The 23,545-nt window shown below is 69.9% G+C and carries 23 protein-coding genes; 14 read left to right on the plus strand and 9 right to left on the minus strand.

The features are described from left to right. Nucleotides 1-275: 275 nt before the first annotated feature. The 8 genes from FPZ11_RS07605 (at nucleotide 276) to FPZ11_RS19480 (ending at nucleotide 7,782) form a co-directional block, all read left to right on the plus strand. Nucleotides 276-1,409: a zinc-dependent alcohol dehydrogenase gene (locus tag FPZ11_RS07605; RefSeq protein WP_146319735.1), complete on the plus strand. Its 1,134-nt coding sequence runs from the start codon at nucleotides 276-278 to the stop codon at nucleotides 1,407-1,409. Next, nucleotides 1,406-2,230, plus strand: coding sequence for a MoaF C-terminal domain-containing protein (locus tag FPZ11_RS07610; RefSeq protein WP_146319737.1), 825 nt, complete (start codon nucleotides 1,406-1,408; stop codon nucleotides 2,228-2,230). Before FPZ11_RS07605 ends, FPZ11_RS07610 begins: the two co-directional genes overlap by 4 nt. A gap of 60 nt (nucleotides 2,231-2,290) precedes the next feature. Then, nucleotides 2,291-2,683 carry a nuclear transport factor 2 family protein gene (locus FPZ11_RS07615; RefSeq protein ID WP_146319739.1) on the plus strand — a complete coding sequence of 131 codons (393 nt, stop codon included), beginning with the start codon at nucleotides 2,291-2,293 and terminating at the stop codon, nucleotides 2,681-2,683. A 177-nt stretch (nucleotides 2,684-2,860) separates the two neighbouring features. After that, nucleotides 2,861-4,069: an ABC transporter substrate-binding protein gene (locus tag FPZ11_RS07620; RefSeq protein ID WP_146319741.1), complete on the plus strand. Its 1,209-nt coding sequence runs from the start codon at nucleotides 2,861-2,863 to the stop codon at nucleotides 4,067-4,069. 120 nt (nucleotides 4,070-4,189) lie between these two features. Continuing rightward, nucleotides 4,190-5,050 (plus strand): branched-chain amino acid ABC transporter permease, encoded by an 861-nt coding sequence (locus tag FPZ11_RS07625; protein ID WP_146319743.1) that lies wholly within the window; start codon nucleotides 4,190-4,192, stop codon nucleotides 5,048-5,050. After that, nucleotides 5,037-6,773, plus strand: a complete 1,737-nt coding sequence (locus tag FPZ11_RS07630; protein ID WP_146319745.1) for a branched-chain amino acid ABC transporter ATP-binding protein/permease — start codon at nucleotides 5,037-5,039, stop codon at nucleotides 6,771-6,773. Before FPZ11_RS07625 ends, FPZ11_RS07630 begins: the two co-directional genes overlap by 14 nt. Further along, nucleotides 6,770-7,528 carry an ABC transporter ATP-binding protein gene (locus FPZ11_RS07635; protein ID WP_146319747.1) on the plus strand — a complete coding sequence of 253 codons (759 nt, stop codon included), beginning with the start codon at nucleotides 6,770-6,772 and terminating at the stop codon, nucleotides 7,526-7,528. The genes FPZ11_RS07630 and FPZ11_RS07635 overlap by 4 nt, the downstream gene beginning before the upstream one ends. A gap of 35 nt (nucleotides 7,529-7,563) precedes the next feature. Further along, nucleotides 7,564-7,782, plus strand: coding sequence for a hypothetical protein (locus FPZ11_RS19480; RefSeq protein ID WP_210415981.1), 219 nt, complete (start codon nucleotides 7,564-7,566; stop codon nucleotides 7,780-7,782). A 28-nt stretch (nucleotides 7,783-7,810) separates the two neighbouring features. On the opposite strand, the gene FPZ11_RS07645 is transcribed toward FPZ11_RS19480, so the two are convergent. Next, the gene (locus FPZ11_RS07645; protein ID WP_168203761.1) at nucleotides 7,811-8,680 is read right to left on the minus strand and encodes a LysR family transcriptional regulator; all 870 of its coding nucleotides are present in this window, start codon (nucleotides 8,678-8,680) and stop codon (nucleotides 7,811-7,813) included. 91 nt (nucleotides 8,681-8,771) lie between these two features. Here FPZ11_RS07645 and FPZ11_RS07650 point away from each other — a divergent pair, with 91 nt between their 5' ends. Further along, nucleotides 8,772-9,992, plus strand: a complete 1,221-nt coding sequence (locus FPZ11_RS07650; RefSeq protein ID WP_146319751.1) for an MFS transporter — start codon at nucleotides 8,772-8,774, stop codon at nucleotides 9,990-9,992. Between the two features lie 64 nt (nucleotides 9,993-10,056). Here FPZ11_RS07650 and FPZ11_RS07655 read toward each other — a convergent pair whose 3' ends face one another. Both FPZ11_RS07655 and FPZ11_RS07660 read right to left on the minus strand, forming a co-directional pair. Beyond that, nucleotides 10,057-10,872: an SDR family NAD(P)-dependent oxidoreductase gene (locus FPZ11_RS07655; RefSeq protein ID WP_146319753.1), complete on the minus strand. Its 816-nt coding sequence runs from the start codon at nucleotides 10,870-10,872 to the stop codon at nucleotides 10,057-10,059. Nucleotides 10,873-10,932: 60 nt separating this feature from the next. After that, entirely contained in the window at nucleotides 10,933-11,682 is a 750-nt protein-coding gene (locus tag FPZ11_RS07660; protein WP_146319755.1) for an SDR family NAD(P)-dependent oxidoreductase, read from the minus strand. Between the two features lie 218 nt (nucleotides 11,683-11,900). On the opposite strand from FPZ11_RS07660, the gene FPZ11_RS07665 reads away from it, so the two are divergent. The 4 genes from FPZ11_RS07665 to FPZ11_RS07680 all read left to right on the plus strand — a co-directional run bounded on the left by FPZ11_RS07665 (nucleotide 11,901) and on the right by FPZ11_RS07680 (nucleotide 16,937). Beyond that, nucleotides 11,901-13,376 carry an APC family permease gene (locus FPZ11_RS07665; RefSeq protein WP_146319757.1) on the plus strand — a complete coding sequence of 492 codons (1,476 nt, stop codon included), beginning with the start codon at nucleotides 11,901-11,903 and terminating at the stop codon, nucleotides 13,374-13,376. Between the two features lie 91 nt (nucleotides 13,377-13,467). Then, complete coding sequence (locus FPZ11_RS07670; RefSeq protein ID WP_146319759.1) at nucleotides 13,468-14,304, plus strand: MoaF C-terminal domain-containing protein; 837 nt, start codon at nucleotides 13,468-13,470, stop codon at nucleotides 14,302-14,304. A 1-nt stretch (nucleotide 14,305) separates the two neighbouring features. Then, complete coding sequence (locus FPZ11_RS07675; RefSeq protein ID WP_146319761.1) at nucleotides 14,306-15,955, plus strand: amidohydrolase; 1,650 nt, start codon at nucleotides 14,306-14,308, stop codon at nucleotides 15,953-15,955. A 295-nt stretch (nucleotides 15,956-16,250) separates the two neighbouring features. Then, complete coding sequence (locus FPZ11_RS07680; RefSeq protein WP_146319763.1) at nucleotides 16,251-16,937, plus strand: HAD family hydrolase; 687 nt, start codon at nucleotides 16,251-16,253, stop codon at nucleotides 16,935-16,937. 57 nt (nucleotides 16,938-16,994) lie between these two features. On the opposite strand, the gene FPZ11_RS07685 is transcribed toward FPZ11_RS07680, so the two are convergent. After that, nucleotides 16,995-17,441: an NUDIX domain-containing protein gene (locus FPZ11_RS07685; RefSeq protein ID WP_146322777.1), complete on the minus strand. Its 447-nt coding sequence runs from the start codon at nucleotides 17,439-17,441 to the stop codon at nucleotides 16,995-16,997. A 143-nt stretch (nucleotides 17,442-17,584) separates the two neighbouring features. Between FPZ11_RS07685 and FPZ11_RS07690 the strand changes: the two genes are divergently transcribed. Further along, nucleotides 17,585-18,856, plus strand: coding sequence for an aspartate carbamoyltransferase (locus FPZ11_RS07690; protein ID WP_146319765.1), 1,272 nt, complete (start codon nucleotides 17,585-17,587; stop codon nucleotides 18,854-18,856). On the opposite strand, the gene FPZ11_RS07695 is transcribed toward FPZ11_RS07690, so the two are convergent. The 5 genes from FPZ11_RS07695 to FPZ11_RS07715 all read right to left on the minus strand — a co-directional run bounded on the left by FPZ11_RS07695 (nucleotide 18,837) and on the right by FPZ11_RS07715 (nucleotide 23,522). Beyond that, entirely contained in the window at nucleotides 18,837-19,379 is a 543-nt protein-coding gene (locus tag FPZ11_RS07695; RefSeq protein ID WP_146319767.1) for an SRPBCC domain-containing protein, read from the minus strand. The two genes, FPZ11_RS07690 and FPZ11_RS07695, sit on opposite strands and share 20 nt — an antisense overlap. After that, nucleotides 19,376-19,780, minus strand: a complete 405-nt coding sequence (locus FPZ11_RS07700) for an ArsR/SmtB family transcription factor (RefSeq protein WP_146319769.1) — start codon at nucleotides 19,778-19,780, stop codon at nucleotides 19,376-19,378. The genes FPZ11_RS07695 and FPZ11_RS07700 overlap by 4 nt, the downstream gene beginning before the upstream one ends. A gap of 162 nt (nucleotides 19,781-19,942) precedes the next feature. Then, on the minus strand, nucleotides 19,943-21,493 hold the full coding sequence (locus FPZ11_RS07705; protein WP_146319771.1) for a GMC family oxidoreductase: 1,551 nt from the start codon (nucleotides 21,491-21,493) through the stop codon (nucleotides 19,943-19,945). Between the two features lie 7 nt (nucleotides 21,494-21,500). After that, the gene (locus tag FPZ11_RS07710) at nucleotides 21,501-22,925 is read right to left on the minus strand and encodes an aldehyde dehydrogenase family protein (protein WP_146319774.1); all 1,425 of its coding nucleotides are present in this window, start codon (nucleotides 22,923-22,925) and stop codon (nucleotides 21,501-21,503) included. Nucleotides 22,926-23,138: 213 nt separating this feature from the next. Next, entirely contained in the window at nucleotides 23,139-23,522 is a 384-nt protein-coding gene (locus FPZ11_RS07715; RefSeq protein WP_146319777.1) for a RidA family protein, read from the minus strand. Between the last annotated feature and the right edge of the window lie 23 nt (nucleotides 23,523-23,545).

Consider the following 23,545-nt stretch of genomic DNA (forward strand, 5'->3'; position numbering starts at 1 on the left):
CTTATGAGCCGCCATAAGGGCCGAAAGTGCGACCCGAAGCGTAGGTGGGTCGGGCGGCGGGCGGCGGGCCCGACGGCGGGCCCGACGGCGGACGGCCGAGTGGGACAGGCGTCTGGGCTGCGAACGCACCGGGGCCCGCTCCTTGCCGTGCGCGGCACGTCGGTTGACTGACGGTGCGCGATCGACCATGCCGCCTTGAGAGCCTCCGCGGCCGGTCGAACGATGGGATCCGAGGCACAGCACAGTGGCTGCGCCGATGAAGGAGCCACATCGTCGTGTCATCCCCCCTTGTCAGCCGCCAGGTCGTGTTCGCCGACCGTGACGTGATCGAGCTCGCGCAGGCATCCGTGCCCGAACCCGGCCGGGACGACGTGCTCGTGCGCGTCGCTCTGGTGGGGATCTGCGCGACCGACCTGCACCTGCTCGCCGGGCACATCGGCGATCCGTTCCCGCTCGTGCCGGGTCACGAGTTCGTCGGCGAGGTGGCCGCCATCGGCGAGAACGCCGCCGCCGTGCGCGGGCTCTCCGTGGGAGACCACGTGGCCGTGGAGATGCTGCTGCCGTGCCGCTCGTGCGCACGCTGCCGCGAGGGCAGGTACAACCTGTGCGAACGCGACGACATGGCCGCCGGCCTGCCGTTCGGCAGGCAGTACGGGGTGAACATCCCGCGCACCGTCTCCCCCGGCCTGTGGGGCGGCTACGCGGAGTACCTGCACGCCCCCGCTGACGCGATCGTGCACCGCCTGCCCGCCGATCTGCCATGGGAGCGCGCCGTGCTCGTCGAGCCGCTCGCCGTGGCGAGCAGGGCCGTGGCGCGCGGTCGTGTGCGACCCGGCGAGAACGTCGCCGTGATCGGCCCGGGGCCGGTCGGGCTGCTGATCGCCGCCGCCGCCCGGGCGGCGGGGGCCGGCCGCGTCGTGATGATCGGAACCCGGGCGCAGCGCCTCGGGCTTGCTGGCCGGTTCGGCGCCGACGCCGTCGTGAACTCCCGCGAGACCGACGATCTCGCCGGTGCCGTGCGCGAGGCGTTCGGCGACACGCTGCCCGACGTCGTGATCGAGATCGCCGGCGTCGCAGCAGCGCAGCAGGATGCCGTGCGCCTGGTGCGCCGTGGAGGTCGCGTCGTGCTCGCCGGCGCCTGCGGCGCCGCCGTTCCTGTCACCTTTCACGCCGACGAAGACCTGCTCACGAGGGAGCCTGACATCGTGCCGAGCTTCCTCTCGGCGGGCGGCTTCGAGCCGGCGATCGCCCTGCTGAGCCGCGGCGAGTTCCCGTTCGAGACGCTCGTCACCCACCGCTTCGGCCTCGATGAGGTCGCCGACGCGTTCGCCCTCATCCGCGACCGCTCCGACGGCGTGATCAAGGCCGTGCTCGATCCCCGCACCACGCAGAAGGAGACCCGTCGATGACCGATCAGACCACGCATCTCGATCCAGCAGCAGCCGATCCGGCCCAGGACGAGTGGCGGACCTACGACGACTTCGCAGCGGGAATCGACACGTACCGCCTGCCGAACACGTCGCTGGCCGGCACGACCGTGACGGTGACGCTCGACGACGGCACGAGCATCCGGCTCGCCTTCGACGCCGAGAAGGCCACCTGGTCGGCGACCGGATCGCTGACGGCGGCCGAGGGCACGACCGACCCCTACGACGCCGTCGCGGTGCGCGACGACGTGGTCTTCGTGCACCTTCCGCTCACCAGCCGAGACAACGAGGCCGTGACGCTCGTGTACTCCACGACGACGCACCGCGCCACCGTGGTGCACTCGCACATCGGCTCCGAACAGGTCGACGGCGTGCCGCGCGTCTCGCAGACGTTCTGGGCCGGCGTGACCGACGGCGGAGCGGCGACCGGCGAGGTGCCGGGGCCCAGCCGCGACCTCATCGGCAAGCGCAACGTCTACCGCTACAGCCCGCACCATCTCTACGAGCACGTGTACCTGTCGAGCCAGCGCTACGCGTGGCAGTGCCTCGAGGGCGTGCAGCGCGGACACGGCGACACCGACCTCTCGACGGTGTGGAAGTTCGCCGACGGGCTCTACCTGTTCTGCTTCCGCGAGTTCCGCATCGCCGTCGCCAGCGTGTGGCTGCACGATCTCGGCTACCAGCTGATGACCACGGGCGTCTTCCTCGGCCTCGACGGCGACGGCAGCCCGGAGCACTCGCGCGCAGGCGGACACATCTACCCGCTCGGCTCGGTGTCGTACCCCGACGCCCAGCCGGTCTGAGTCGCCGACCGGCGGCCACTGGCGACGAACACCCACGACATCCACGACCAGGAGATCTTCATGACGGCATACGACGTGGTCAAGGCCCACTACGACGCGAACGACCGGGGCGACCTCGCAGGGATGCTCGCCCCGCTCGCCGACGACGTGCGCTGGACCGAGATGGCCGGCTTCCCGTGCGCGGGAACGTACATCGGCCCCGACGCCGTGCGCGAGAACGTGTTCGAACGGCTCGGCCGCGAATGGGACGGCTACACCGCCTCGATCACCGAGCTGCTCGACGCGGGCGACACCGTGATCGGGCTCGGCACCTACAGCGGCACGTACAAGGCGACGGGCGAGTCGATGAACGTGCGGGTCGCTCACGTCTGGCGGGTGGCGGGCGACAAGGTCGTGGCCTTCGAGCAGTTCACCGACACCCTGCTGGTCGCCCGCGCGACCAGCGAATTCTGATCGTCCGGCCCCGCGCCGGCACTGCATCACAGCTCCACCCACCAGATCCATTCACCAGATCCACCGCACAGCTCCATTCCGAGAGATCCACCCAGATCCACCTCATGTGAAACGCACCGGCACACGGACGTGACCGGCAGTCAGCCGGCGCGAGCCGGCATCGAGAAGAGGCACACCATGAACAAACGACTCGTCAGCGTCGTGGCCGTTGCCGCAGCAGGCATCCTGCTGCTCAGCGGCTGCAGCCAGGGCTCGAGCGGGGGCGGCAGCGGCGACAAGTCGCCGATCGTCGTCGGCTCCGTCAACACCGACAGCGGTGCGGCGACGTTCCCCGAGGCGTCGCAGGCGGCCAAGGCGGTGTTCGACCAGTTCAACGCGCAGGGCGGACTCGACGGCCAGAAGATCAAGTACATCGCCCAGGACGACAAGGGCGACCCGGCCACCGCCACCGCAGACGCCCGTCAGATCGTCGGTCAGGACAACGCCGTCGCCATGGTCGGCAGCGCGAGCCTCATCGAGTGCGAGCTGAACGCGAAGTACTACGAGCAGCAGGGCATCCTCTCCATTCCCGGCATCGGGGTGGACCGTGGATGCTTCGACAGCCCGAACATCTCCCCGGCCAACGTGGGCCCGTTCAACGACGCCACACTCACGCTGCTGTACGGAACGAACGTGCTGCACGTCGACCACGTCTGCGCACTGCTGGAGATCGCGGGCAACACGAAGCCCGCCTACCAGGCCGCCATCGAGAAGTGGGAGAAGGTCACCGGCCAGAAGCTGTTCTACGCCGACTACACCGTTCCCTACGGCGCCAACGACTACACGCCGTACCTGGTGAAGGCGAAGCAGGCGGGCTGCAAGGCGATCATGAACAACCCGGTGGAGCCCGACTCGATCGCCATGCTGAAGAACGCGCAGGCGATGGGCTGGAACGACGTGACGTGGCTGCTGCTCACCAGCGTCTACAGCACCAACTACGCGAACTCCGTCTCCGACGCGGGCAAGGGCGTGTACGTGCCCGCCGAGTTCTACCCCTTCACCGAGGTGAACTCGCAGACCAAGGCGTGGCGCGACCTGATGGACAAGAACAACATCAAGCTCACCGCGTTCAGCCAGGGCGGCTACCTCGCCGCGACCCACTTCATCCAGGTGCTCAAGCAGATGAAGAAGGACGGCAAGGAGATCACGCGTCAGAACGTGACCGACGCCCTGCACAACCTGAAGCCCATCAAGGATCCGATGATCGGCACGCCGTACACGTTCGGCACGGCGAAGGTGCACGACAACAACATCTGCGGATGGCCCATCCAGCTGATGACGGGCACGAACAAGTGGGCCGTCGCCGACAAGGGCGGCGACAACTGGCTCTGCATCCCGAAGTCCTGACGAGACGGGGGCCCGGCGCACGCCGGGCCCCTCCCCTCTCGGGCTCGCCGGCCCGAGGCATCCATCTGTCATGACCCGAAGAGAGATCCCCATGGAGACCCGACGACAAGGAGCCGCACGATGCTGCAGGGCGCAATAGCCGGCCTCGCCTCTGGCGGCCTGTACGCGGTGCTGGCCGTGTGCCTCACGCTGATGGCTCGCCTGGTGCGCGTCGTCAACTTCGCCCAGGCGGCGACCGGCATGTTCGGCGCGTTCTGCGCCGTCTGGCTGGTGAGCACGCTGGGGTGGAGCATCCCGCTCGCCTCGATCGTCGGCATCCTCGTCGGCGGCGCGCTGAGCGCCCTGCTCGGCTGGATCATCGCCACCTGGCTCTCCGAGGCCAGCACCAGCACGCGCTCGGCGGTCACCGTCGGACCGCTGCTGCTGCTCATCTCGCTGTCGTTCATCATGTTCGGCAACAAGCCGCAGCCGTTCGAGCCGATCATCCAGGGCCCGGCGTTCCAGGTCGTGGGGGTGGCCGTGAGCTGGCTGACGGTGACCACCGTGGTGATGGCCGTCGTGATCGCCGTGGCCGCCGCCCTCGTGCTGGACAGAACGAGCGTTGGCACCAAGCTGCGCGCGCTGTCGGAGCGTCCGATCACCGCCGAGCTCATCGGCATCCCCTCCCGCCCGCTCAGCGTGGCGGTCTGGGCGGTGACCGGCGTGATCAGCGCGCTCGTCATCATCATCGTCGCGCCCTCGCAGGCGAACGACGCCACGAGCCTGTCGATGCTGATCGTGCCCGCCGCTGCGGCCGCGCTGGTCGGCGGCTTCCGCCGGCTCGACCTGTCGGTCGTCGGCGGCCTGCTGCTCGGTGCGCTCACCGGGCTCGTCGCGCAGATCGACGCGCTCTCCGCGGTGCGCAACTTCGTGCCGTTCCTCGTCATCGTCGGATTCCTGCTGTGGATGCAGCGCAAGGAGGTGTGGGATGCTGCGCGCTGACCGCCGCACGATCCTGCGGTATGTGCTGCCGTTCGCCGTGGCGATCGTCGGCATCCTCGTGGGCTACGTGCTCAGCATCACGCTGAGCGGCTACTTCGTCTATCTCGGGATCAGCGTCGTGGTCGCCACGATCGCCATCCTGGGACTCGGGATCGTGACAGGCAGCGCCGGCATGATCTCGCTCTGCCAGCTCACGTTCGCCGCCGTCGGCGCCTGGGTGGTCTCGGGCCTCAACGTGATGGATGCGCCAGGCGGCTTCGTCGTCTGGCTCGTGCTCGGCGGCATCGCGGCCGGCATCGTCGGCATCATCATCGGGCTGCCCGCCCTGCGGCTGCGCGGCGTCAACCTCGCCGTCGTCACGCTCGGGTTCGCCGCGGCGGCCGACGTCACGCTCGTGCAGATCCAGTTCCCCGGCGCAGCGGACGGCAACTCCGTGCTGCGGCCGAACGCGTTCAGCACCGACCCGCAGTTCTTCTTCTTCAGCGTGATCGTGCTGGCCGTGTGCGCCGTCGCGATCTACTTCCTGCAGAACGGGCGCTGGGGCGCCGGATGGAAGTCGGTCGCCTTCTCGGAGCGCGGCACGGCATCCGCCGGCGCGAGCGTGAGCGTCTCCAAGCTCACCGCGTTCGCCGTGAGCGCCACCCTGGGCGGCATCAGCGGCGGGCTCATCGCGGGGCAGGTGGGGCTCGCGTTCGCGTCGAGCTTCCAGCCGCTGCAGTCGCTCGCGCTCTACGTGCTCTCGATCATGACCGGCGCGCACCTGATCGACATGGCCATCCTCGGCGGCATCCTGTGGATCGCTGTGCCCGAGATCCTCAAGCGTTTCGGCATCCAGCAGGACTGGGGCTTCGTCATCTTCGGCGCCCTCGGCGTGCAGGCGCTGGCCAGCGGCTCGACGCTCGGCGGTGCGATCCGCAACGCCTGGTGGAAGCGCCAGGCACGGGTGCAGGCGGCCGGCCGCGCCGACACGCTCGACGAGCCGGCTCCGCAGGCACCGGCATCCGTGGAGCCGGGCGCGCCGCTGCTCGTCGTGCAGAACCTCGGCGTGGCGTTCGGCAGCGTGAAGGCGCTCGACGGCGTCGACATCGTGGTGCGCGAGAACTCCATCACCGGACTCATCGGCCCCAACGGCGCCGGCAAGTCGACGTTCGTGGATGCCATCAGCGGCTTCCTCCCCCAGCACACCGGCACCGTGACGCTGGCCGGTCGGCCGCTGAACGGCCTGAACCCCACCAAGCGCGCCCGCATCGGCCTGCGCCGCACGTTCCAGCAGGACCGTGTGCCGCCGAGCCTCACCATCGAGGCCTACGTGCGGTTCGTCGCCAGGCGCAAGCTGACCGCGACGCAGATCGACGACGCGCTGGAGTTCTTCGGCTGCCCGCCTGCACGCACCAGGCTGCTCAACGTCGACGTCGGCACCCGTCGACTCGTCGAGGTGGCAGCCAACGTGCTGGCGGCGCCGCGCATCGTGCTGCTCGACGAGCCGGCCGCCGGCCTCTCGCTCGACGAGCACATCGCCCTCGGCGAGCGGCTGAGGCAAGTGCCCGCCAGGTTCGGCATCGCCGTCGTGCTGATCGAGCACGACCTCGAGCTGGTGCGCACGGTGTGCCAGGAGATCACGGTGCTCGACTTCGGCCAGGTGATCGCGAGCGGCCCCCAGGCCGACGTGCTCGCCGACCCTGCCGTGATGAAGGCCTACATGGGCGAAACGGAGATGCTATGAGCACCGACGACGACAGGATCAGCGTGCAGGGCGCCGGCACCGGGGCGGGCACGACCGGCTCCCTCGTGCTCGACGACGTCACGGTCAGCCGCGGGGCGGGGCCCGTCATCTCGCACGTGAGCCTCACGCTGCGACCGGGCGAGGTGACGGCCCTCGTCGGCCCGAACGGGGCGGGGAAGACGAGCCTCATCGAGTCGGTGTCGGCGATGACCGCGCACTCGGGCGGCAGCATCCTGCTCGACGGCCAGTCGATCGACAAGCTCTCCAGGGTGGCGCGCGCCAAGCGCGGCATCGTGCACATCGAGCAGGGCAGGGCCGTCTTTCCGTCGCTCACCGTGCGCGAGAACCTCGCGCTCACCGCGAAGTCGGAGCAGGAGGCCCGTGCAGCGCTCGACCACTTTCCCGAGCTCGAGAAGCGCTGGGACTCCCCCACCGGGCTGCTCTCCGGCGGCGAACAGCAGATGGTGGTGCTCGCCAGGGCGTTCGCGGCGCGCCCGCGGTTCCTGCTGATCGATGAGATGTCACTCGGCCTCGCGCCCGTGGTGTTCACGAGACTGCTGCCGATCGTGTCGACCATCGCGGCATCAGGAGTGGGCGTGCTGCTCGTCGAGCAGTTCACGGGACTCGCTCTCGGACTGGCCGGGGAGGCGCTCGTCGTCTCCGGCGGCCGCGTCACCTACCAGGGCGATGCGGTGCGGCTGCGCGAGCAACCCGAGATTCTGCACGAGGCCTATCTGGGGCAGCGGGCGGCCTGAGGGCTCCGCGTGAAGGGCGCCGGGTGGCGGGGGCGATGGTGCCGCTCCTGCCTCCGGACACCGAGGCGCCGGGCGGGCTCGAACTCGGCGGGGTGCCCATCGCGACCATCGTCAGCTCGCTCACCGGGTTGCCCGCGTTGTTCGTGACCACGACAGCCGTGCTCACCAAGGCCGCGGTCGGCCGCCAACGGGTGGCAGAGCTGCAGGATGCCCTGCGCACGCTTCTCGGAGAGCACGGCCCGGCCGCCGGCTGAGCACAGCGCCGCGATCTGCCCCGCTGCGTCAATACGCGGCGCGCAGCCTCTCGAGCAGCACCCGGGTCGCCTCACCCGGCGAGGTGCGCGTGACGACACTGAAGTCCCAGTCGATGCGCTCCGTCAGGGGAACGCGCACGACATCGTCGTTCGGCGGAATGAGCAGTTCGGGAAGGAGCGCGATGCCCAGCCCGGCGGCGACGAAGACCGGAATGGCGGCGGTCTCGGTCACCTCCGTGGTGACGTTGCGCACGACGCCGCGGCGGGCGAGCGCAGCCTCGAGCACATCCCGGTTGCCGAAGCCGATCGGCGCATCCACGAATCGCTCCTTCGCGAGATCGGCCAGCCGGATGCTCGGGCGACCGACGAGCTCGTGGTCGGCGGGAAGAAGCACGTCGTAGCGCGTCGTCGAGAGCCGGTGCACCGCGAGCCCGGCAGCGGCCGACGCGGGAAGCCCGAACAAGGTGAGGTCGAGACGGCCCCGTCGCACATCGTTCGCCAGCTCCCCCGAACCGGCGGAGGCGGAGCGGAGCTGGAGATCGACGAGCGGGTGATCGCGGTGGAACTCGCCGATGACGCGCGGGAGCGCGAGATAGCTCACGCTGGAGAAGACGCCGATGCGCAGTTCGCCTCGCAGCTCCCCGCCCGGATCGGCCGCGATGCGGGCTCGGGCCTCGGCTTCGGCGAGCGCGCGAAGTGCGGGCAACACCGATTCACCGGCAGAGGTGAGGCGGACGCCCCGCTGATCGCGCTCGAAGAGCGTCACGCCGAGATCGGTTTCCAGCGCTTTCACCCCGGCGGAAACCGTCGATTGCACCGCGTAGACGCGGTGTGCGGCGCGGGTGAAGCTCAGCTCGTCGGCCACCGCTATCGCGTACTCCACCTGCCTGGTGTCCATGGCGGGAGCATACGGCATCATCGGTGTCATCGATGGAATTGATCGAATACGTTCGTTGGACACGATGATGCCGGACGAGAATCCTGAAGCCATGACATCCGGCATCCCGATCCTCCGACCTGCGCTCACGGCAGCACGCATCCCGCATCGCGCAGGGTTCTGGGTCATCGCGCTCGCCTTTCTCACCGAGATGGCGTTCTGCGCCGTTCCGACCCCGCTCTACGCGATCTATCAGCGGCAGGACGGCTTCCCCACCGTCATCCTCACGGTCGTCTTCGCGTCGTACGCGGTCGGCGTCATGCTGAGCCTGTATCTCGCCGGCCACATCTCCGACTGGATCGGACGGCGGCGGATCATCCTCGCCTCCCTGCTGGTCAATCTGCTGGCGGCCGTGCTCTTCCTCGTCTGGAACGACGTCGCCGGGCTCATCGTCGCGCGCTTCATCAGCGGCCTCGGAATCGGCATTCTCGCGGCGGCAGCCACCGCGCACCTCGGCGAGCTCGGCGCCGCGTCCGATCGTTCCAGCGGGCACTCCTCGATCGTCGCCACGTTCGCGAACCTCGGCGGAATCGGGCTCGGACCATTGATCGGCGGCCTCATCGCGATCTGGACGACGAGCCCGCTCGTCATTCCCTACGTGCTCTTCGCAGCCCTGTTCGCGGCCGAAGGCGTGCTCGTGGCGTTCGTGCCCGAAACAGTGGAACCTCGCCGGGATCGGGTCCGCTATCGCCCCCAGCGGATCGCCGCACCGCAGACCCGGCGTGGAGCGTACTGGGCGGCGGCCATCGCCGCCTTCGCGGCCTTCGCCGTCTTCGGCACCTTCATGGGGCTCTCATCGACGTTCCTGGTCGGCATCCTCGCCCAGCACTCGCCGCTGCTCGCCGGCATCTCACCGTTCATCGTGTTCATGGCGGCGGCGACCGCGCAGATCGTCACCTCAGCGATCCCGATCACTCACCAGATCCGACTCGCCATCACCCTCGCCGTGGTCGGGCTCGCCTGCGTCGGCCTCGGCGCAGCCCTCGCCTCGCTCGCGCTCTTCCTCATCGGCGGCGGAGTCACCGGCGCCGGCATCGGCATCCTGTTCCGCGGGGCGATGTCGACCGCCGCCGCGGTCGCCGATGCGCAGCACCGCGGAGAGGCCGTCGCGGGCATCTTCCTCATCGCCTATGCCGGGATGACCGTGCCGCCCCTGCTCACCGCCGTCGCGTTGGGCATCTGGCCCGCGGTCGCCGTGCTGGTCGGTGTGACGCTCGTCGCGGCGGTTCTCGTCATGGTCTCGGGCGTCACGATGCTCCGGAATCGAAGCTGAACGCGCTCGCGTCCTGTCGGCCCACGTCGGCCTGCATCGGCTCACCTGGAGCCGACGAAGGCCGTCACATCCCGGCGTGGTCGAACGCGATGGTCGGCACGTCGACGATGTGCGCCCCGCCGTCGGCCACGAGCACCGCACCCGTCATGTACGACGACTCGGCGGAGCCCAGAAAGCGCACGATCGAGGCGATCTCCGCCGGCTGCGCAGGGCGCCCGAGCGGCACGTCGCCGGTGACTGTCGCATAGGCATCCTCACGGGACGCGAGCCCCGCGTGCTCGGCGAACTCGTCCATCTCGTTGTCGGCCATCGGGGTCTGCACCCAGCCGGGGCAGACCGCGTTGACGCGCACCCCGGAGCGCCCGTAGTCGCGCGCGAGCGTCTTGGTGAGACCGATCAGTGCGTGCTTGCCGACGGTGTACCCGGCGACGGAGGGGCCGGCGAACAGGCCTGCGAGCGACGAGATGACGACGATCTGGCCCTTCGCCTCCATGAGCGCGGGAAGGCACTCGCGCGCCATCGTGAACGCGGTGGTGAGGTTGGCGCGCAGCGCGGTCTCCCAGCCGATGTCATCCGTCTCTCCCACCGGCGCGAAGCCGTGGCCGCCGGCGTTGGCGACCAGCACGTCGAGCCTGCCGAACCGTTCGAGCACGTCGGCCACCACGCTGCGCGCGGCCGAGGCGTCTGCGGCGTCGGCGATCATGGGCACGGCACCCGTCTCGGCGGCGACCGCCTCGAGCGGCGCCCGACGGCGCCCGACGATCACGACCTGGGCTCCCTCGGCGCGGAAGCGCTCGGTGACGGCGGCGCCGATGCCCGTGCCGCCTCCCGTCACCACGACGACCTTGCCGGCGACTCCGGCGCCCGCGAATGCAACCATGCGACAGTCCCTTCTGATGGGTGGGCATCCGGGGCGTCGCTGCCCGGATGCTGCGGCGTGCTACGCCGGAAAACTCGATCGTGCCGTGTAGCCGAAGTCGCTGACGAGGGTGGTCGCGTCGACTGCCCTGGCCACCGGCGAGGCGAGGAACGCGATCTCGGCCGCGACGTCGCGCGCCGACTGCACCGGGTAGTCGACGTCACCGAAGCCTCCGTCGAGCCCGAGGTCTCCCCTGCTCATCGGGGTGTCGACGATCGACGGGCACACCGCGGTGATGCGCACCGCGTCTTCTTCGACGGATGCCGCGCGCATCAGCTGCACGAGCGCCGCCTTCGACGCGCAGTACGCCGCCATCCCGCCTGCCGCCACCAGGGCGGAGTCGCTCGCCACGAAGACCGCGGCCGGATCGGTGCCGGCCCGCAGCACGGGAAGCGCGTGCTTGAGCAGCAGGAACGCGCCCGTGACGTTCACGTCGAAGACGCGCCGCCAGTCATCCAGGGTCGTGTCGACGAGGTCGGTGCCGAACGGGCCGGAGATGCCGGCGCAGCCGATCACGAGGTCGAGTCCGCCGAGCGCCTCGGCGGCGTCGGCCACCGCGCGCTCGACCTGCGACTCGTCGGTCGCATCGGCGGCGAGCGCCACTGCGCGATGTCCGCCGTCGGAGAGCGAGGACGCCAGGCCGTTCGGGGCACTGCGGTCGACAAGCGCCAGGTGCACGCCTTCCGCCGTGAACGCCTCTGCCACGGCACTCCCTATGCCACCGGCCGCCCCCATGATCAGGGCACGCCGTTCGCGCAGATGCAGGTCCATGGCTCTTCCCCTCCCGTCGGTCGTGGCCGCGTGCGGCGTGCTCCGACTCCGTCATCGAAACATCTCGACGCCGCCGGCGTCAGCAACCCGCCTCGATTGTCTGCGCTCAGGCAACACCGTCGTGCACTGCATGCCAACACCGATCAGGCGGTGCCATCGCAGACTGTCACCGAGGGGTCGACCCTGCCCCGCACCGCCCCGTGGCAAAGGAGCCATTCGTGTCCGACAACCCGACCAACACCACGCTGAAGGGCAACACGCTCGGCGTCTTCAGCATCGTCTTCCTCGTGCTCGCCGCCGTGGCGCCGCTCACCGGGATCGTCGTCGTCGCGTCACTGGCGATCGCGCTCGGCAACGGCGGCGGAACGCCTGCGTCGTTCTTCATCGTGGCGATCATCCTGCTGCTCTTCGCCGTCGGCTATGCGCAGATGTCGAAGCAGCTCGCGAACGCCGGCGGGTTCTACGCGTTCGTCGTCAAGGGCCTCGGCCGCACCGGCGGACTGATCGCGGGGCTGATCGCCACGCTCGGCTACAACTTCTTCGTGGTCGGCACCATCGGCACGAGCGGCTTCTTCATGCAGACCGTCATCGCCCAGCTCACCGGCTTCAACCTGCACTGGTACGTGTGGGGGTTGCTCTCCATCGCCGTCTGCTTCATCATGGCCAGGCGCGGCGTCGACTTCAGCTCCAAGGTGCTGGGCGTCTCGCTCGTGCTCGAGACGCTGATGCTCGTCGTCTTCGACGTCTCCGTGCTGCTGCGCACGGGCTTCGACGTCTCCGCGTTCGGGCCAACCGCCGTGTTCTCCGGCTCGTTCCCCATCGGCCTGCTGCTGGCCGCCACCGGATTCCTCGGCTTCGAGGCGACCGCACTGTTCAGCGAGGAGGCCAAGCGGCCGCTGAAGACGATCCCCCGCGCCACCTACTCGGCGATCATCGCGATCGGCGTCATCCTCGGTGTCACGACGTGGGCAGTGGTGAGCGCCACCGGCGTCGAGCAGGCGCAGAACACGGCGCTGAAGCACCTGGATGCCGGCGACCTGCTCTTCTCGCTCATCCGCACCTACCTGGGCGAGCCGATGATGATCATCGCCGAGATCCTGCTGCTGGTGAGCCTGTTCGCCGCCATGCTCGCCTTCCACAACTCGGCCACCCGCTACCTGTACTCGATGGGCCGCGCCCGCATCCTGCCCTCCGGTCTCGCCCGCACCCGCACGAACGGCGCCCCCGCCGTCGCCGGACTCGTGCAGGCCCTGTTCGGCGCCGTCATCGCCGGCCTGTTCGCGCTCGCCGGGCTGAGCCCGATCGCCACCCTGGTACCGGCCATGCTCGGGTTCGGCACGCTCGCGGTGCTCATCCTGCAGGCGCTCGCCGCGCTCTCGATCGTCGTGTGGTTCCGCCGCCGGCACGACCCGCGCTGGTGGAGCACGTTCATCGCGCCGGGCCTCGGCTTCCTCGGCCTGCTCTCGATCGTGCTGCTCGCCATCTTCAACTTCGACATCGTGGCGGGCTCCGACAACGTCTTCATCCTGATGCTGCCGTTGCTGCTGGTGCTCGCCGTCATCGGCGGCATCATCTACGGCGCCTACCTCAAGAGCCGCAAGCCCGCCGTGTACGACGCCCTGGCGACCGACATCGAGAAGTTCAACGTGCACGCGGCCGCCGATGAGCACAAAGACCCGGTGCCCGGGCTCTGACCCGCCCGGCCGGCGCGCGGCATCCATCCACTCCACGTTTCAGCAGCACGACTCCACAGCAAGTGACTCCACAGCACGTTAGGGAACACGAATGACCGAGACGAACCTCTCCGACACCTCCACCTGGCTGCCGCTCGACGGCCTCGCCCCCGGCTTCGACGCGAACAAGGCGCCACTGTCGAACGCACTCGACGGCCGCACGATCACGGTCGTCGACGAGCGCGGAACGCGCATCTCGCACACGTTCGCGCCCGGTGAGGTGTCGTGGGTGTACGAACCCGGCGAGGGCGATCCCACCGAGGCTGCGGCGAAGACGGATGCCTGTGAGGTCTTCGAGGTCGACGACCAGCTGTACTACGCGCAGTTCCACCACCAGTACCTGCCCAACGAGGCGGTGTCGCTCGTGCTCGACCTGCGCGGCGGGCACGCCCTCGCCGTGATCAGCGTGATCGGCGAGGCCGCCCCCGGCCGCACCGCCGTGCAGCAGATCTTCGCGCCCGCGCGCATCGAAGGCACGGAGCAGACCGGTGAGGCGCCCGCGCCCACCAACGAGCTCATCGGCCGTCGCGCTCTGTGGGTGTACTCCTCCGAGCACGCGTACGAGCACGTGTACCTCACGCCGCACTGGTACACCTGGCAGTGCCTCGCCGGTCCCGAGCAGGGGCTCGCCGACACCGACGAGCAGACGACCTGGCGCATCCGCGCGGGCATCTACCTGTTCGCGTGGCGCGAGAAGGTCATCCCCTGCGGATCGGTGACGATCGCCGACCACCGCGACCAGCGCTCGCTGCGCTCGCACGGCGTGCTGTTCGGCGTGGACGAGACGGGCACCGGCCAGACGCACTTCACGTTCGGCGCGTTCGGTCGGCTGCTGTCGAACACCGTGCACCCGGCCGAGTACGACCCCGCACTGCGCCCGGAGCGCTGAGATGGCGGCCGACCTCATCATCACGGGTGCGACCATTCGCACCTCCGACCCGACACGGCCGGTCGCGCAGGCCCTCGCCGTCGGGAACGGCCGCATCCTCGCTGTCGGCGACATCGATGACGTGCTCGCCCTGCGCGACGAGTCGACGGTGGTGCGCGACCTCGGCGGCGCGGCCGTCTACCCGGGCTTCGTCGACGTGCACACGCACCACGCACTCGCCGGCCGCACCGAGCTCTTCGAGCTCACGCTGCCGCCGTCGCTCACCCTCGACGAGATCCTCGCGAAGGTGCGCGACCAGGCGGCCGGCCTGCCCGAGGATGCCTGGATCATCGGCGGCGTCATCGCCTCCACCCTGCTCCCCACCCTCGGAAACACGGCGTCGCGCCTGCTGCTCGACGAGGCATCCGGCGGCCGCCCCGTGATGATCGTCGAGGACTCGCGGCACAACCGCTGGGCGAACACCAGGGCGCTGGAGCTCGCGGGAATCAGGGCCGACAACATCCCCGAGGGCGGTGTGACCGTGCTCGACGCCGCAGACGGAACGCCGACGGGCGTGCTGTTCGAGGCCGCGGGCATCCCGGTGCAGGAGGCGTACGACGCCGGCGGCGGGCTCACCGCCGAGCAGCATGTCGCCGCGTCGCGGCGAGGGGTCGAGATCGCGAACTCCTACGGCATCACGGCTTTTCAGGATGCGGGGGTGTCGGTCGACATCCTCGCCGCCCTCGCCGACCTCGACCGTTCGGGCGACCTCGATTCGTGGGTGGTGTCGTCGCTGCTGATCAACGACGAGATCTTCGGGTTCGCACCGCTGGGGGTGCCGCTGCTGGAGCAGGGCGAGAGCTACCGCACGGCGCACCATCGACCGGACTTCGTGAAGATCTTCCTCGACGGCGTTCCGCCTGCACGCACCGCATCGTTCCTCGAGCCGTACCTGCCAGACGACGCGCACGGCGCGCACTTCCACGGCAGCACCACCATGACGGGCGACGAGCTCTACGGCTGGCTGCGCCTGGTCGCACAGCAGGGTCGCGGCGCGAAGATCCACTGCACGGGCGACGGCTCGGCGCACCTCGTGCTCGAGGTGGTCGAGCGGCTGCGGGGCGAGGGGTTCACCGACACGAGGTTCCACATCGCGCACGGGCAGTTTCTGGCGACCACGGACATCCCACGCCTTGCCGAACTGCGCGTCACGGCCGACATCTCGCCGTTCATCTGGTTCCCCGGCGTCATTCCGCAGGCTCTGGCCGACGTGCTCGGCACCGAGCGGGTCGAGCACCTGCAGCCGAACCGGGCGCTGATCGACTCCGGCGCGCTCGTGTCGGGCGGCTCGGACTGGCCGGTCTCGGAATCGCCCAACCCGCTTGAGGGCATGCAGGGGCTCGTCACCCGCGCCGACCCGCTGCGGCGGGTGCCCGGCACGTTGTGGCCCGAGCAGGCGATCACCGCCGAGGAAGCCCTTCAGGTCTTCACCATCAACTCGGCGATCGCCATGGGGCTGGATGACGTCACCGGCTCGATCACGCCAGGCAAGTCCGCCGACTTCGTCGTGCTCGACCGCGACGTGATCGCCGGCCCCGCCGACACGATCATCGACGGCCGCGTGCGCGAGACGTGGTTCGCGGGACGCAGGGTGTACGAAGCGCAGGGCTGACGCGGCGACGCGAGGCAAGGCATCCCGAGGCGGGCCCAGCGCGAGGCATCCCGAAGCGCGGACGGCCGATCGCCGCGTCGTACGCCCCCTTGCCTTTTTGCGTTCGAGCCGGCAGGCGACGAACACGGTCCACCGCACATCGTCGGTGAGACAGGGCTGAATCTGCGCGTGGTCGTTCGTTCCGAACCCGTCGAGACAGCGCTCGACGGGTTCGGTGCTGCGGCCCATGGGTGTCCTCAGGTCGCGGGAGCGTGCACGGTGCCGCAGGGATGCGACATCGCCGTAGTCTCTCTGCATGCTGCTCGCCGCGCTCGACCTCGACGGAACGCTCGTCGATCAGGCCGCGGCCGCGCGCGAATGGACCGTCGAATTCGTCTCGCGATGGGATCTGCCGCGCGACGCCGCCGCCGGAGTCGCCCCGATGCTGACGGCACGCGGGCCGAAGGATGCCGCCTTCGACCGGCTCGTCGAGACGTGGTCACTGCCGGTGAGCGGCCCCGACCTGCTCTCCGCCTATCGCCGGCGAATGCCGCAGCTCGTTCACTGCACCAACGCCGACAAGGATGCCCTGCGCCGCCTCCGCGCGGCGGGCTGGCGAATCGGCGTCGTCACCAACGGCTCCGTCGAGAATCAGCTGGGCAAGATCCGTGCCACGGGCCTCTCCGACCTCGTCGACGGCTGGGTCATCTCCGAGCAAGCCGGCGTGCGCAAGCCCGACCCGGTGATCTTCGAGATGCTGGCCGAATGCGTCGGCAGCAGCCTCGAGGGCTGGATGCTCGGCGACAGCCTCGACCACGACGTCGCCGGCGGCGCGGCCGCCGGGCTGAGCACCGCATGGATCACGTCGGCCCCGGTTGCCGATGCCCGACCTGCGGCGGGCGCACCTGCGCCGGGTGCATCCGCCCCGACGATTACGGCGCCCACGGTCGCCGATGCCGTGACGCGAATCCTCGCGTGTGCGGGCGAGCCAGAGTATCGCTGATGATGCCGGACGGCTGCAATTCGGCGCTATCAGGTCCTACGAGCGCTCCGCTGCCGGTCAGCCCACGGCATCCCTGAGCACCTCATCGATCCATTCGTGACGGTCGAGCCCGACGATCTCGTCGAGCGTGAACCACCGCGTCTCGATCAGCTCGGCCGCCTCGAGCACGAAGTCGTCGGTCGGCAGATCGCACGCGAACACGACGGTGACGCCACCCACCCTGTCGCCGTTCGGCAGGGTCGTCTCGAGTGAGGCGCCGCCGTACGCGCCGACGATCCCGGTCACGGCTGGCGTGACGCCGAGCTCCTCACGGACCTCGCGTGCGACCGCCGCCCGCGGCGTCTCGCCGGGCTCGATGCCGCCGCCGACGAGGCTCCAGCGCTCGGTGTCGCGCTGCCGCGCGAGCAGGAACTCATCGCCACGACGGAAGACCGCGGTGACGCCGGGAAGCAGCAGATAGTCGTGTCCGATGCGCTCGCGCAGGGATCGGACGTATGGCGACATGGGCACGTACCGACCTTATGGTGCGTCGGTTCCGCGGCGCCGCTGGACTGCTCTCGCCGCGCCAGACGGGTGGCTCGCGATTCGATCGAGAACATGCGCCAGTGTGTCTACTACATATACACACTTTGTGTATAGTTCTGACCATGGAGCTTTCGCAGCAATCCGTTCTGCGTGACGCCATGCGGCGTCTCAACCTGACCAGGGACGAGTTCAGCACTCGCATCGCGGTCAAGCGCCGCACGCTCGACTCGTGGCTCATCCCGAGCGAGTCGGCGGGCGCCCGCACCATGCCCGACTCCGCCCGTCTTCTCGTGGATCACCTGCTGACCGAGGCCGGCCTCTCCGGCGCGACGATCGATCCGGCTGACGAGCCCGGCTTCGGCGGCACGCGCCACCTGCTCTCGGTCGAGCAGTTCGATCGCGCGGGTCTCGAACGCATGTTCCGGGTGGCCGACGTGATGCAGCCGTTCGCGTCGCGTCAGGCCACGACCCGCGTGCTCGAGGGCGCCGTGCTCGCGAACCTGTTCTTCGAGGCCAGCACCCGCACCCGGCTGTCGTTCGGCGCGGCGTTCGCCCGGCTCGGCGGCACCGTGCTCGACACCACCGGGTTCTCGTTCTCGTCGATGGCGAAGGGAGAGTCCATCTACGACACGTCCCGTGTCATCGCCGGTTACGCTGACGTGCTCGTGGTGCGGCATCCCGATGAAGGCTCGGTCGCGGAGTTCGCGGCTGCCAGCAACGTGCCGGTGCTCAACGCCGGGGACGGGCCAGGCGAGCATCCGAGTCAGGCGCTGCTCGACGTCTACACGATCCAGCGCGAGTTCTCGTTCCTCGGCAAGCGCATCGACGGCGCGCGCATCGCCCTGCTCGGCGACTTGCGCAACGGACGCACCGCGCACTCCCTCTCCAGGCTGCTCGCGCTGTACGAGGGCCTGTCGTTCGCGCTGTATTCCCCTAAGCAGCTCGCGATGCCCGAGGAGATCGTGCGGCTGCTGACGTCCCGCGGCCACCGCGTCGACGTCTGCGACACCCCCGGTGAGGCGATGACGGGCGCCGACGCGGTCTATGCGACGCGCATCCAGCGCGAGCGCATGGGCGAGGATGCCTCGGCCGAGTTCACCGACTACCGCATCGACCGCGAGCTGATCGCCTCGCACCTCGGGCCGGACGCCCTGCTCATGCACCCGCTGCCCAGGGACGCCCGTCCCGGAGCAGCGGATCTCGCCGCCGATGTCATCGGGGACCCCCGGCTCGCCATCTTCCGGCAGACCGACAACGGCATCGCCGTGCGCATGGCGATCTTCACCGAGGCGCTCGGCGTCTCGCATCTCGTCGCACGCAGCACGAGGCCGGTCACCTGGTACGTGCCGGCCGGCTACGGCACCGACGACGCCGTCATGCTTCCCGACCACTGACCGGCAGCGTGCGGTAGGCGGGGAACAGTTCGGCGAACCGCGCCTGCGAGTCGCAGCGCCCTCCCCCTGCGAGATGCGACGCCAGGTCTTCGACGTGGATCTGCACGCCCGCACCGTATGCGGCCACCTGGTCGACGGGCATCCCGCGCTCCTCGACCACGAGCCTGGTTGCGGCTCCTTCCGGGGTGAGCCACGCCTCGATGGCGTGCGGCGGCTCCGCCTGCTCGCCGGGTTCGGGCGTCTCGACGGTCGACAGCAGCAGGTGATTCGGTGCTTCGCACTCCTCGACCCGGCCGGTTCCCTCCCAGCCGCTCGCGAAGAATCGTGCGCCGAAGTCACCGTGCAGTCGCAGCTCGCCGTCGAACTCGCCGAGCCAGCGCGCCAGCCGCGCGGGATCGGTGAGCGCCGTCCAGAGATCGTCGACGCCCGTGTCGAAACGGTCCTCGATGTGCACGACGCCGGCACCGGATGCCGTGCGCAGCTCGCCGAGGATCCTCACGTCCGCGGTCTGTTCGTCCGTCATGCCACGTTTCCTCTCTCGTGATCGTCGTCGCCCGCGACGGTGGCCGGATGCTCGGCCGTGCGGGCGCTCGTGGATGCCGCGGTCGGCACGCTCTCGCGTTTGCCCCGCGCCACCTCCGTGTGCAGCGCATCGAAGCGCTGCTCCCACAGGCGCCGATGCCGCGAGAGCCACTCGTCGAGCTCGGCCAGCGGCTCGGTGCGCAGGCTGTAGATGCGGCGCTGGGCATCCTGCCGCACGTCGACGAGGCCCGCCTCGCGCAGCACCCTCAGGTGCCGGGAGACGCCAGGACGAGCGATCGGCAGCAGCGCGGCCAGCTCGGTGACCGACGCGGGACCCTCGGCGAGCGCCTCGACCATCGTGCGTCGGCTGTCATCCGCCAGCGCCAGGAGTACGGCTTCCACGGTCCCTAGCGTACCCGCTTTGTTACGTAACCGCTAGGGTACGTTGGATGTTCACCCGAGAACCCAGACGCAGACAACGAGGCCTCCGGGCAGACGAGACGGACGAGCCCGCCGGCATGCGCGTGCATGTCGCGTGGGCTCGTCCGTCTCGGGGTCTCGCGCTCAGCGCGCCGCGAGGTCCTCCAGCACGAAGCGCGCACCCTGCTCGCCGATCAGCACGGCGGGAGCGTTCGTGTTGCCGGTGGTGATGCGCGGCATGATCGAGGCGTCCGCTACGCGAAGCCCGGCCACGCCGTACACCCGAAGCCGCGGGTCGACGACGGCACCGGCATCCACGCCCATGCGACACGTGCCGACCTGGTGGTGATAGGTGACGACGGTGCGCCGCACGTACTCCTCAACGTCGTCGTCGGACACCCCCGCCCCCGGGTACACCTCGACAGCGCCCCACTCCTCGGCGAGCGCCGGCTGCGCGCCGATGCGCCGGCACTGCCGCACGGAGGCCGCGAGCGACGCCACGTCTTCGGGCTCGGTGAGCGCCTGCAGGTCGACGTTCAGCGGGTCGTCGAGGCCGGGCCCGGTGAGCGTGAGCTCGCCCCGGCTCGCCGGCCGCACGATGCCCGCCATCAGCGAGAACCCGTCGTCGCCGGCCGGCTCCAGATCTTCGCCGTACATCGGCACGGAGAAGTTGATCGGCTGCGTGTCCGGCTCCTCCTGCTCGGGCGTCGACCGCCAGAACAGGTGCGTCTGCGTCACCGAGACGCCAGGGGTCGGCGCCCCGACCGGCTTCGCCTCGGTGCGGAAGATCACCGGCGACAACAGGTGATCGTGCAGGTTCTTGCCCACGCCCGGCGCATCCACCACCACGCCGACACCGACCGCATCGAGCTCCTGCGCGGGGCCGATGCCCGACCGCAGCAGGATCGCCGGCGAGCCGAGCGCACCTGCCGCGAGCACCACCTCGTCGGCACGCACCTCGCGCAGCTCGCCGTCCGCCCGGTACCGCACGCCGACGGCGCGGCCGTCTTCGACGATCACCGAGTGCACGTCGCATCCGGTGCGCAGGTCGACGCTGTCGCGCACCGGCTTGAGGTACGCCGTCCACGTGTTCACGCGGTGGCCGTCGACGAGCGTCACCTGCTCCTGCGCGATGCCGTCGAGGCGATCTCCGTTGTAGTCCGGGTTGACCTCGAGCCCCTCCTGCACGGCGGCCTGCACGATGGATGCCTGAATCGGCTCGAGCGGGTACGCATCCGTCACGGGCAGCAACCCCTCGAACCCGTGCAGCTCGTCTGCGCCGGGCAGGGTGGATGCCCCGCCCGAGAACGCCTCGATGTCGCGGTACACGGGCAGTACGTCGTTCCACGCCCAGCCCTCGTTGCCGAGCGACGCCCAGTGGTCGTAGTCGCTGTGCGCGCCGCGCACCCAGATCATCGCGTTCAGCGCGTGCGAACCGCCCAGCACCTTGCCGCGCGGCAGGTGCAGCCGGCGCCCGGCCGCGTGCTCCTGCGGCACCGTGCGGAAGTCCCAGTCCTCCGCGCTGTGCCACAGCTCGCCGGCGCGGCTCGGGTCGTCGATCGCCGGGTTCGTGTCCTCGCCACCTGCCTCCAGCAGCGTCACCGCGACGCCCGCGTCGACCAGCCTGCGGGCGATGACGGCGCCGGCCGATCCCCCGCCGACGACGATGACCGTCGGCGTCGTGTTCTCGCCCATCGCCGGCTCAGCCGCTGATGACCTGCGTGGCGGCCACGGACTTGAGCCCCGCGACGCCGAACTCGAGACCGTAGCCCGACGACTTCACGCCGCCGAACGGCACCTGCGGGTGCAGGCCGCCGTGCGAGTTGATCCACACCGTTCCGGACTGAATGCGCGAGGCCACCCTGCGCGCCTCGTCCGGGTCACCCCAGACCGAGCCGCCGAGGCCCGCCTCCAGGCGGTTCGCGTTGGCGACGGCGTCGTCCACGTCGCTGTACCTGATGATCGGCAGTGCGGGGCCGAACTGTTCCTCGTCCACGATCGCCATGCCGTCGGTGGCGTCGGCCACCAGCGTGATCGGGTAGAACAGCTCGCCGAGATCGGTGGCGGGAGCGCCGCCGGTGACGATGCGGGCGCCGTTGGCGCGGGCATCCTCGACGAGACGGTTCACGATGTCGAACTGCTGCTTGTTCTGCAGCGGGCCGAGCACGTTGTCTTCGCTCAGGCCGTTGCCCATCGGGGTCTGCTGCGCGATCACGGCGAGGGAGTCGACGACAGCGTCGTAGATGGAGTCGTGCACGTAGAGACGCTTGAGCGCAGCGCAGGTCTGGCCGGTGTTGATGAACGCACCCCAGAACAGGTCTTGCGCGATGGCCTGCGGGTCGCTGCCCGGCAGCACGATGCCCGCGTCGTTGCCGCCGAGCTCGAGCGTGAGGCGGGCGATGTTGCCGGCCGAGCTCTCGATGATCTTGCGTCCGGTGGCCGTCGACCCGGTGAACATCACCTTGTCGATGTCGGGGTGCGAGGCCAGCCTGGCACCCACCTCGCGGTCGCCGGAGACGCCGATGAGCACGTCGGCGGGAAGCGCCTCGTTCATCACCGAGATCATGGCGAGCACACTGAGCGGCGTGTACTCGCTCGGTTTGACGACCACCGTGTTGCCCATGCGCAGGCTCGGCCCGATCTGCCAGATGGCGATCATCAGCGGCCAGTTCCACGGGCCGATCGCGCCGACGACGCCGAGGGCGCGGTAGTGCAGCTCGGCGTGCGTCTCGCCGTCGTCGACGAGCACCTCCGGCTCCAGCACCGTCGTCGCCGCGCTGCGCAGCCATCCGGAGCAGGCACCGAGCTCGAAGCGGGCGTTCGGCCCGTTGAGCGGCTTCCCCTGCTCGCGGGAGAGGATGCGCGCGAGCGTCTCCGCGTTCGCGTCGAGGGCATCCGCCGCCTTCAGCATCAGCTCGCTGCGCTTCTCATGTCCGAGCGCCTCCCACGCCGGTTGGGCGGCCTTCGCCCTGGCGATGGCGCCATCGAGGTCGGCGACGGTCTGCACGGGGGCACGACCGAGCACCTCTCGGGTGGCCGCGTCGGGGATCTCCCGCCCCTGGCCCTCTGGCGCCTGAACGCGGTCGAGCAGTGCGATCTCCTCGACGGTGGGTGCGGAATCGGACATCGGTGTCTCCTTCGTGACGAGGAATCGTGACGATCGTGCGCGCGGCGGTGCGCGGTCTCGTGAGACATTGTGCATCGGCGTGCCACCCGCACGGTTGACCAGGACGGCTCCGCGCATGACCGAGCGCGTACAGTCTGGCCGGGTCGCTTCTGCCGACCCGACAAGCGGCTCTGCCCCGGCCGGGAGCGAGTCGTTCCCGGCCGGGGGGTCGGCCTACTCGGCGGGCAGCGCCGCCACGACGTCGATCTCCACGAGGATGCCCGCCAGCTGCGAGCCCACCGTGGTGCGCACGGGATACGGCTCGGCGAAGAACTCCCTGTAGGCCTCGTTGAACTCGGCGAAGTCGGCCAGGTCGGCGAGATGCACAGTGCTCTTCACGCAGTCGTTCAGCGTGAGCCCCCGGTCGGCGAGCACGGCGCTCACGTTGCGCAGCACCTGGCGGGTCTGCTCGGCGACGCCCTCGGCGATCGCGTTGTCGTTGGCGGGGTCCTGCGGGCCGAAGCCCGCGGTGTAGAGGAATCCGTTGGCGACGATGCCCTGGCTGTACGGGCCGGCGGGCTGCGGAGCGCTGCTCGTGCGGATGGCGGTCTTGCTCATGGTGTTTCCCTTCGTGGTGGTGG

Source organism: Humibacter ginsenosidimutans, from assembly GCF_007859675.1.
Taxonomy (GTDB): Bacteria; Actinomycetota; Actinomycetes; order Actinomycetales; family Microbacteriaceae; genus Humibacter; species Humibacter ginsenosidimutans.

What these genes read in the sequence shown, in the direction of transcription:
- FPZ11_RS07620 (WP_146319741.1), top strand. Translation starts at nt 2,861, where the DNA reads ATGAACAAACGACTCGTCAGCGTCGTGGCCGTTGCCGCAGCAGGCATC.
- FPZ11_RS07630 (WP_146319745.1), top strand. Translation starts at nt 5,037, where the DNA reads ATGCTGCGCGCTGACCGCCGCACGATCCTGCGGTATGTGCTGCCGTTC.
- FPZ11_RS07615 (WP_146319739.1), top strand. Translation starts at nt 2,291, where the DNA reads ATGACGGCATACGACGTGGTCAAGGCCCACTACGACGCGAACGACCGG.
- FPZ11_RS07680 (WP_146319763.1), top strand. Translation starts at nt 16,251, where the DNA reads ATGCTGCTCGCCGCGCTCGACCTCGACGGAACGCTCGTCGATCAGGCC.
- FPZ11_RS07660 (WP_146319755.1), bottom strand. Translation starts at nt 11,682, where the DNA reads ATGGACCTGCATCTGCGCGAACGGCGTGCCCTGATCATGGGGGCGGCC.
- FPZ11_RS07710 (WP_146319774.1), bottom strand. Translation starts at nt 22,925, where the DNA reads ATGTCCGATTCCGCACCCACCGTCGAGGAGATCGCACTGCTCGACCGC.
- FPZ11_RS07655 (WP_146319753.1), bottom strand. Translation starts at nt 10,872, where the DNA reads ATGGTTGCATTCGCGGGCGCCGGAGTCGCCGGCAAGGTCGTCGTGGTG.
- FPZ11_RS07675 (WP_146319761.1), top strand. Translation starts at nt 14,306, where the DNA reads ATGGCGGCCGACCTCATCATCACGGGTGCGACCATTCGCACCTCCGAC.
- FPZ11_RS19480 (WP_210415981.1), top strand. Translation starts at nt 7,564, where the DNA reads ATGGTGCCGCTCCTGCCTCCGGACACCGAGGCGCCGGGCGGGCTCGAA.
- FPZ11_RS07685 (WP_146322777.1), bottom strand. Translation starts at nt 17,441, where the DNA reads ATGTCGCCATACGTCCGATCCCTGCGCGAGCGCATCGGACACGACTAT.
- FPZ11_RS07610 (WP_146319737.1), top strand. Translation starts at nt 1,406, where the DNA reads ATGACCGATCAGACCACGCATCTCGATCCAGCAGCAGCCGATCCGGCC.
- FPZ11_RS07695 (WP_146319767.1), bottom strand. Translation starts at nt 19,379, where the DNA reads ATGACGGACGAACAGACCGCGGACGTGAGGATCCTCGGCGAGCTGCGC.
- FPZ11_RS07635 (WP_146319747.1), top strand. Translation starts at nt 6,770, where the DNA reads ATGAGCACCGACGACGACAGGATCAGCGTGCAGGGCGCCGGCACCGGG.
- FPZ11_RS07625 (WP_146319743.1), top strand. Translation starts at nt 4,190, where the DNA reads ATGCTGCAGGGCGCAATAGCCGGCCTCGCCTCTGGCGGCCTGTACGCG.
- FPZ11_RS07690 (WP_146319765.1), top strand. Translation starts at nt 17,585, where the DNA reads ATGGAGCTTTCGCAGCAATCCGTTCTGCGTGACGCCATGCGGCGTCTC.
- FPZ11_RS07645 (WP_168203761.1), bottom strand. Translation starts at nt 8,680, where the DNA reads ATGGACACCAGGCAGGTGGAGTACGCGATAGCGGTGGCCGACGAGCTG.
- FPZ11_RS07715 (WP_146319777.1), bottom strand. Translation starts at nt 23,522, where the DNA reads ATGAGCAAGACCGCCATCCGCACGAGCAGCGCTCCGCAGCCCGCCGGC.
- FPZ11_RS07670 (WP_146319759.1), top strand. Translation starts at nt 13,468, where the DNA reads ATGACCGAGACGAACCTCTCCGACACCTCCACCTGGCTGCCGCTCGAC.
- FPZ11_RS07705 (WP_146319771.1), bottom strand. Translation starts at nt 21,493, where the DNA reads ATGGGCGAGAACACGACGCCGACGGTCATCGTCGTCGGCGGGGGATCG.
- FPZ11_RS07650 (WP_146319751.1), top strand. Translation starts at nt 8,772, where the DNA reads ATGACATCCGGCATCCCGATCCTCCGACCTGCGCTCACGGCAGCACGC.